Origin of the sequence: Polaromonas sp., from assembly GCF_018780625.1 — a bacterium.
GTDB lineage: Bacteria > Pseudomonadota > Gammaproteobacteria > Burkholderiales > Burkholderiaceae_C > Polaromonas.
The window spans coordinates 1-7,203 of the sequence record NZ_JADMJK010000045.1; the positions used below are offsets into that span (position 1 = coordinate 1).

9 protein-coding genes are annotated in these 7,203 nt (G+C 64.5%); all 9 read left to right on the top strand.

Translation table 11 applies throughout. From position 1 onward, the window contains the following. Window positions 1-327, top strand: a 327-nt coding sequence (locus IV091_RS03560; RefSeq protein ID WP_293465199.1) for an acyl-CoA dehydrogenase family protein, incomplete at its 5' end; no start/stop codon positions are given. Between the two features lie 78 nt (window positions 328-405). Then, a complete protein-coding gene (locus IV091_RS03565; protein WP_293465201.1) occupies window positions 406-594 on the top strand; it encodes a hypothetical protein in 189 nt (62 codons plus the stop codon). Then, complete coding sequence (locus IV091_RS03570) at window positions 591-1,532, top strand: sodium-dependent bicarbonate transport family permease (protein ID WP_293465203.1); 942 nt, start codon at window positions 591-593, stop codon at window positions 1,530-1,532. Before IV091_RS03565 ends, IV091_RS03570 begins: the two co-directional genes overlap by 4 nt. After that, entirely contained in the window at window positions 1,529-1,837 is a 309-nt protein-coding gene (locus tag IV091_RS03575; RefSeq protein WP_293465205.1) for a transcriptional regulator, read from the top strand. The genes IV091_RS03570 and IV091_RS03575 overlap by 4 nt, the downstream gene beginning before the upstream one ends. Window positions 1,838-1,866: 29 nt before the next feature. Further along, window positions 1,867-2,520 (top strand): carbonate dehydratase, encoded by a 654-nt coding sequence (gene can, locus IV091_RS03580; protein ID WP_293465208.1) that lies wholly within the window; start codon window positions 1,867-1,869, stop codon window positions 2,518-2,520. A 37-nt stretch (window positions 2,521-2,557) separates the two neighbouring features. Then, window positions 2,558-4,429 carry a bifunctional isocitrate dehydrogenase kinase/phosphatase gene (gene aceK / locus IV091_RS03585; protein WP_293465211.1) on the top strand — a complete coding sequence of 624 codons (1,872 nt, stop codon included), beginning with the start codon at window positions 2,558-2,560 and terminating at the stop codon, window positions 4,427-4,429. Window positions 4,430-4,487: 58 nt separating this feature from the next. Further along, window positions 4,488-5,669 (top strand): acetyl-CoA C-acyltransferase, encoded by a 1,182-nt coding sequence (locus tag IV091_RS03590; protein ID WP_293465214.1) that lies wholly within the window; start codon window positions 4,488-4,490, stop codon window positions 5,667-5,669. Window positions 5,670-5,700: 31 nt separating this feature from the next. Further along, window positions 5,701-6,369, top strand: a complete 669-nt coding sequence (locus IV091_RS03595; RefSeq protein ID WP_293465217.1) for an SDR family oxidoreductase — start codon at window positions 5,701-5,703, stop codon at window positions 6,367-6,369. Between the two features lie 31 nt (window positions 6,370-6,400). Beyond that, window positions 6,401-7,203 (top strand): acyl-CoA dehydrogenase family protein (locus IV091_RS03600; RefSeq protein ID WP_293465220.1); only part of this gene is annotated, 803 nt, incomplete at its 3' end.

Genomic DNA, 7,203 nt, shown 5'->3' on the forward strand with positions numbered 1-7,203 from the left:
CTGATCCAGGGCAAGGTTGCCGACATGTACACCGTGCTGCAGGCCGGCCGCTCGTTTGCCTACACCGTCGCCAAAAACCTGGACCTGCTGGGCGTGGACCATGTGCGCCAGGTGCGCAAGGACTGCGCTTCGGTGATTCTCTGGTGCGCCGAAAAGGCCACCTGGATGGCCGGCGAGGGCGTGCAGATCTACGGCGGCAACGGCTACATCAACGACTACCCGCTGGGTCGCCTGTGGCGCGATGCCAAGCTCTACGAAATTGGCGCCGGCACCAGCGAAATCCGCCGCATGCTGATCGGACGGGAATTGTTTGCAGAGACTTTATGAGTCTTTTGAAAGAGCTCAGGCCAGCGCCTCTGCGCGTATGTGTTGGGTTGATGTACCGGTGTGATCCAATGCCTGACCATGAATGATGAACAGCAACAATCCATTCTCGCCAGCGCCCTGTTCGCAGCCTTCGCCGACGGCGCCAGGCGCGACCGGGAGCGCGAAGAGATTCGCCGCATCGCCAAATCCTCCCGGGGTCGGATTCGACCAGCGCCACACCAGGGAATTTATCGCCGTCCGATGCAGAACGGGGGCGCGGCACCATGATTGACGTCATCGTCCTGTTTTTCCTGTTCGGCCTGGCGGCGGGCCTGGTCCGTTCGGAGCTCAAGCTGCCGACAGCCCTCTATGACTCCCTGTCGGTGTTCCTGTTGTTGACCATTGGCCTCAAGGGCGGGGAAGGCCTGGCGCAACAGGCCATTGGCCCGCTGCTGCCGCAACTGGGTGCGGTGGTCTTGCTGGGGGTGGCGCAGACGCTGATCGCCTTCGCCTTTCTGCGCGGCGTGGGACGCCTGGGGCGGGCGGACGCGGCGGCGACGGCGGCCCACTACGGCTCGGTGAGCGTGGCCACCTTCGCGGTGGGCGTCAACTGGCTGATGACCCGGGGCATCACGTTCGAGCCGCAAATGGCGATCTTCCTCACCGTCATGGAAGTGCCGGCCATCATGGTCGGCATCGTGCTGGCGCGCGGCGTGGGCAAGCAGACCGACTGGCGCGGGCTGGCGCACGAGACCTTCCTGGGCAAGGGCGTGACCCTGCTGCTGGGCGGCATGGCCATCGGCTGGGCGGCCGGCCCGGAGGGGCTTGCGCCCATCAAGGGGCTGTTCTTCGATCTGTTCAAGGGCGCGCTGGCCCTGTTCCTGCTGGAGATGGGGCTGATTGTCAGCCGTCAGGTGGGTGAACTGCGGCAGCGGGGCGTGTTCATGGTCGCCTTTGGCCTGCTCATGCCGCTCTTGTCGGCGCTGCTTGGGCTGGGCTGCGGCATGCTGCTGGGCTTGTCGGTCGGCGGGATGACGCTGTTGGCCATCCTGGCGGCGAGTGCCTCCTACATCGCGGTGCCGGCAGCCATGCGTCTGGCCGTACCGGAAGCCAGCCCGGCCCTGTCGCTGGCCGCCGTGCTCGGCGTGACCTTTCCCCTCAACATCCTGGCTGGCATCCCGCTTTACCACTGGCTGGCCAGCCAAATCGCCGGAGCGACGCCATGACCTTGCTGACGGAAAAACGAACCGTACTCACCGTGATCACCGAAGCCGCCATCGAAAAATCCCTGCTGCGCGACCTGAAGCGGCTGGGCGTGCGCGGTTACACCGTTCTGGATGCCCGCGGCCAGGGCCGCCGTGGCGTGCGCGACGCGGCGTGGGGGGAGGCCGCCAACATCCGCATCGAGGTCATCTGCACGCGTGCGTTGGCGGAAACCGTGCTGCAAGACTTCCTGACCCGCTATTACGACAACTATGCGATGGTGGCTTTTCTCCAGGATGTCGAAATTGTCCGCCCGGACAAGTTCTGATCGTACGCAACCTTACCGACAGCCCCCTTATGCCCTCCATTCAAGACCTTTTTGCCGACAACCGTGCCTGGGCCGCGCAGATGGAGCGCGAGCGCCCCGGTTTTTTCACCAGCCTCAAAAGCCAGCAAAACCCCAAGTACATGTGGATCGGCTGCTCCGACAGCCGGGTGCCCGCCAACCAGATCACCGCGCTGGAGCCGGGCGAGGTGTTTGTGCATCGCAACGTGGCCAATGTGGTGGTGCCCACCGACCTCAACTGCTTGTCCACCATCCAGTTCGCGGTGGACCAGCTCAAGGTCGAGCACCTGATGGTGGTGGGCCACTACGGCTGCGGTGGCGTGAACGCGGCCCTGAACAACCTGCGCATGGGACTGGTCGACAACTGGCTGCGCCACATCAAGGACGTGCGGGACCGCCATTGCGCGATTCTTCAGGCAGCGCCGCCCGAGGCGCGGCTTGACATGCTCTGCGAGCTCAATGTGATCGAGCAAGTCATGAATGTGGCGCAAACCACCGTGATGCAGGACGCCTGGGCGCGCGGGCAGCGGGTCGCCTTGCACGGCTGGGTCTATGGCCTGAAAGACGGGCTGCTGCAAGACCTGCACATCACGCTGGACAGCCTGGAGGGTATCGTTCCCCTGTACCGGGCCGCCATTGCGGGCGTGTCGGCGGCCCGGCGGTAGGCTGCCGGCCTTCGCAGTCAAGAAAACCGGGGAAAACATGTTTCCACAGCGCCTTGACTCCATGATTGCCTACGACATCGCCAAGGCGATGATCGACGGCTTCAACCGCCATTACCAGCTGTTTCGCACCGAGTCGGCGCGGGCCAAGCACCGGTTTGAAACCTCGGACTGGCATGGCCAGCAACGCGCCCAGCGCGAGCGCATCGAGTTTTACGACCTGCGGGTGCGGGAAGCGTCGACGCGGCTGGAGCGCGAGTTCAAGGCGGGCGAGCAGCCCATGGACGTCTGGCACCAGGTCAAGCTGCACTACATCGGCCTGCTGATCGACCACCACCAGCCCGAGCTGGCCGAGACCTTTTTCAACTCGGTCACCACCAAAATCCTGCACCGCAGCTATTTCCAGAACAATTTCATTTTTGTCCGGCCCGCCGTCAGCACCGAGTACATCGAAAACAGCGAGCCCACAGCCCGGCCCACCTACCGCGCCTACTACCCGAGCCGGGACAGCATGCACGACACCGTCGTCAAGCTGGTGCGCGACTTTGATTTGCGGCTGGGGTTTGAAGACCTCGCGCGCGATGCCGGCTATGTGACAGAGGCCATGACCCGGCGCCTGGGCGATGTCAAGCTGCGCGCCAATTTCCAGATTCAGGTGCTTTCCAGCCTGTTCTTTCGCAACAAGGGCGCCTACGTGGTCGGCAAGATCATCAACGGATTCAACGAAATACCGTTTGCCCTGCCCATTTTGCACCGCCAGCCCGCTCCGGGCCAGGCCCCGGCCGGCAGCCGCGAGGGCATTTTCGGCCTGGCCGATTCCGGCCGGCTGGTGATTGACGCCGCGCTGTTCGGCGAGGATGACCTGCTGATGCTGTTCAGCTTTGCGCGCGCCTACTTCATGGTCGACATGGGCATTCCGTCGGCCTACGTGCAGTTCTTGCGCAGCATGATGCCGCGCATGCCGCGCGCCGAAATCTACAACGCACTGGGGCTGGCCAAGCAGGGCAAGACGCTGTTTTACCGTGACTTTTTGCACCACCTGCGCCACTCCACCGACAAGTTCCGCATCGCGCCCGGCATCAAGGGCATGGTCATGCTGGTGTTTGACCTGCCCTCGTTTCCCTATGTGTTCAAGGTCATCAAGGACTTCTACCCGCCGCCCAAGGACACCACGCGCGAGCAGATCAAGGGCAAGTATTTGCTGGTCAAGCAGCACGACCGCGTGGGCCGCATGGCCGACACGCAGGAATACAGCGAAGTGGCGTTTCCGCGCGACCGCTTTGACGACGAGTTGATTGCCGAGATCAAGAAGTTCGCGCCCAGCCAGCTCGAGATCAGCGACCGCGACGGCGACGGCAGGGTGGAAGTCATCATCAAGCATGTCTACATCGAGCGGCGCATGATTCCGCTCAATATTTACCTGCAGGAAGCCTTCGACATGGGTGTGAACGAGCCCGCCGCCCGTGCGCAGATTGAGCGCGCCGTGGTTGAATACGGCAACGCCATCAAGGACCTGGTGGCAGCCAACATCTTTCCGGGCGACATGCTGTTCAAGAACTTCGGCATCACGCGCCACGGCAAGGTCGTTTTCTACGACTACGACGAAATCGAATACATCACCGACTGCAAGTTCCGCAAGGTGCCCACGCCGCGCAACGAAGAAGAAGAAATGAGCGGCGAAATCTGGTATTCGGTCGGGCCCAAGGACGTGTTTCCTGAAACCTTCGCGCCCTTTTTGTTGGGCAACGACGCAGTGCGCGAAGTGTTCATGAAGCACCATGCCGACCTGCTCGACGCCGCCTTCTGGCAGCGCCACCAGGCGCGCATTCGGGCGGGCCATGTCTTTGACGTGTTTCCGTATGACCAGCAAAAGCGCTTTGCGGTCATGCACGGCGGGGCCAGCGCCGGGTAAGCCCGCGCGGCGGCGCCCCTGCTTTTAATATTCCTTGTCATTTTTCCAGGAGAAGAACATGCTTGATTCCATCGTTATCCTTGCTGCCGCCCGCACCCCCATGGGCGCTTTCCAGGGCGAGTTTTCCAGCCTGTCGGCCCACGACCTGGGCGGCGCCGCCATCAAGGCCGCCGTCGAGCGCTCGGGCATTGCGCCTTCGACCGTCGACGAAGTGCTGTTCGGCAACTGCCTGATGGCCGGCCAGGGCCAGGCGCCCGCGCGCCAGGCCGGCTTCAAGGGCGGCCTGCCGGCCAGCACCGGCGCCGTCACGCTGTCCAAGATGTGCGGCTCGGGCATGGAAGCGACCTTGCTGGCGCATGACCAGCTGCTGGCTGGCAGCCGCGACGTGATGGTGGCCGGCGGCATGGAAAGCATGACCAACGCCCCGTATCTGCTGCTAAAAGGCCGCGGCGGCATGCGCATCGGCCACGACCGCGTGATGGACCACATGATGCTCGACGGCCTGGAAGACGCCTACGAGCCCGGCCGCTCCATGGGCACCTTTGGCGAAGACTGCGCCGCCAAATACGGCTTCACCCGCGAGGCGCAGGACGCCTTTGCCACCACCAGCGTGCAGCGCGCCAAGGCCGCGATGGCGTCCGGCGCCTTCGCCGCCGAAATCACGCCCGTCACCGTCAAGGGCCGTGCCGGCGACACCGTCATCAGCAGCGACGAAGGCCCGGGCAAGGTCAAGCTCGACAAGATTCCTTCGCTCAAGCCCGCCTTCAAGAAGGACGGCACCATCACCGCCGCCTCCAGCTCGTCGATCAGCGACGGCGCCGCCGCGCTGGTGCTGGCCCGCGCCTCGACCGCCAAGGAGCTCGGCGCCACGCCGATCGCCCGCATCGTCGGCCACGCCACCTTTGCCCAGGCGCCCGAATGGTTTTCGACCGCTCCGGTGGGCGCCGTCAACAAGCTCTTGAAAAAAATCGGCTGGAGCGTGAAGGACGTGGACCTGTGGGAAATCAACGAAGCCTTTGCCGTGGTGCCCATGGCGGCAATGACCGATCTGGGCATCAGCCACGACGTTGTCAACGTCAACGGCGGCGCCTGCGCGCTCGGCCATCCGATTGGCTGCAGCGGTGCTCGCATCATCGTGACGCTGATCCATGCGCTGAAGGCGCGCGGGCTGAAAAAAGGCGTTGCCACGCTGTGCATCGGCGGCGGCGAGGCAACCGCGCTCGCGGTTGAAATCGTCTGAGTCCGACGTAGCATTCAGGCCTCCAAACATCATGTCTGTTGTTTTGGTTATCGGCGCTTCCCGGGGTATCGGCCTGGAATTCGTTCGTCAGTACACCGAGGCGGGCGACCGCGTCATTGCCACCGTGCGGGATGCCGCCGGGCGCGCGCGCGCAGAGGCGCAGGGGGCTGAAGTGCTGACCGTGGATGTGAGCCAGCCTGCCAGCGTGAGCGGACTGGCCTGGCAGCTCGACGGGGAAAAGATTGACACGGCGCTGTATGTCGCCGGCGTTTACGCGTCCGGCACGGCGCGCTCGCCGCCCACGCGCGAGCTGTTTGACCAGACGCTGCACACCAATGTGCTGGGCGCCATGCAGGTGCTGCCGCAGGTGGCGCCGCTGGTCGAGGCGGCGCAGGGACGCTTTGGCTTCATCAGCAGCGGCATGGGGCACATCGGCAGCGTGGAATCCAGCCAGGGCTGGACCTACCGCGTCAGCAAGGCCGCGCTCAACATGGCGGTGGCGTCGGCCCAGCACGACTACCCGGCGGCCATTTTGGTCGCGCTGTGCCCCGGCTGGGTGCGCACCGACCTGGGCGGACCCAATGCCCCGCTGAGCGCTTCAGACAGCGTGCGCGCCATGCGCGCCACGCTCGCCAAGCTCACGCCGGCCCACCGGGGCCAGTTTTTTCACCACGACGGCCGGCCGTTTGCCGGCTGGTAATTCCCTTCATCACGATCTGGACACAACAACCATGCTGCTGACACAAGACCAGGAACAGGTCCGCGACGCGGTTCGCGCTTTCGCACAGGCAGAACTCTGGCCGCATGCCGCGCGCTGGGACAAGGAACATTACTTTCCCAAGGAAGCCCACCGGGGGCTGGCCGCGCTGGGCGCCTACGGCATCTGCGTGCCCGAGGAATTCGGCGGTGCCAACTTCGACTACCTCACGCTGGCGCTGGTACTGGAAGAAATCGCCGCCGGCGACGGCGGCACCAGCACGGCGATCAGCGTGACCAACTGCCCGGTCAACGCGATTTTGATGCGCTACGGCAACCCGGCGCAGAAAAAGCAGTGGTTAACGAAGTTGGCGCAGGGCGACATGCTGGGCGCCTTCTGCCTGACCGAGCCGCACACCGGCAGCGATGCCTCGTCGCTGCGCACCACGGCCGTCAGGCAAGGCGACGCCTATGTGCTGAACGGCGTCAAGCAGTTCATCACCAGCGGCCAGAACAGCCAGGTCGCCATCGTCATTGCCGTGACCGACAAGGGCGCCGGCAAGAAGGGCATGAGCGCCTTCATCGTGCCGACCGACGCGCCCGGCTATTCGGCCTCCCGGCTCGAAGACAAGCTCGGCCAGCATTCCAGCGATACGGCGCAGGTCAACTTCGACGACTGCCGCATCCCCGTTGAAAACCTGATTGGCGCCGAGGGCGAAGGCTACAAGATCGCGCTGGGCGGGCTGGAAGGCGGGCGCATCGGCATTGCCGCGCAAAGCGTGGGCATGGCGCGCAGCGCCTTCGAGGTCGCGCTGGCCTACGCCAAGGACCGCCAGAG

Bases quoted from the DNA above. Each gene is read 5' to 3' on its own strand.
- IV091_RS03565 (WP_293465201.1), top strand. From the start codon at position 406: ATGAATGATGAACAGCAACAATCCATTCTCGCCAGCGCCCTGTTCGCA.
- IV091_RS03570 (WP_293465203.1), top strand. From the start codon at position 591: ATGATTGACGTCATCGTCCTGTTTTTCCTGTTCGGCCTGGCGGCGGGC.
- IV091_RS03575 (WP_293465205.1), top strand. From the start codon at position 1,529: ATGACCTTGCTGACGGAAAAACGAACCGTACTCACCGTGATCACCGAA.
- can (WP_293465208.1), top strand. From the start codon at position 1,867: ATGCCCTCCATTCAAGACCTTTTTGCCGACAACCGTGCCTGGGCCGCG.
- aceK (WP_293465211.1), top strand. From the start codon at position 2,558: ATGTTTCCACAGCGCCTTGACTCCATGATTGCCTACGACATCGCCAAG.
- IV091_RS03590 (WP_293465214.1), top strand. From the start codon at position 4,488: ATGCTTGATTCCATCGTTATCCTTGCTGCCGCCCGCACCCCCATGGGC.
- IV091_RS03595 (WP_293465217.1), top strand. From the start codon at position 5,701: ATGTCTGTTGTTTTGGTTATCGGCGCTTCCCGGGGTATCGGCCTGGAA.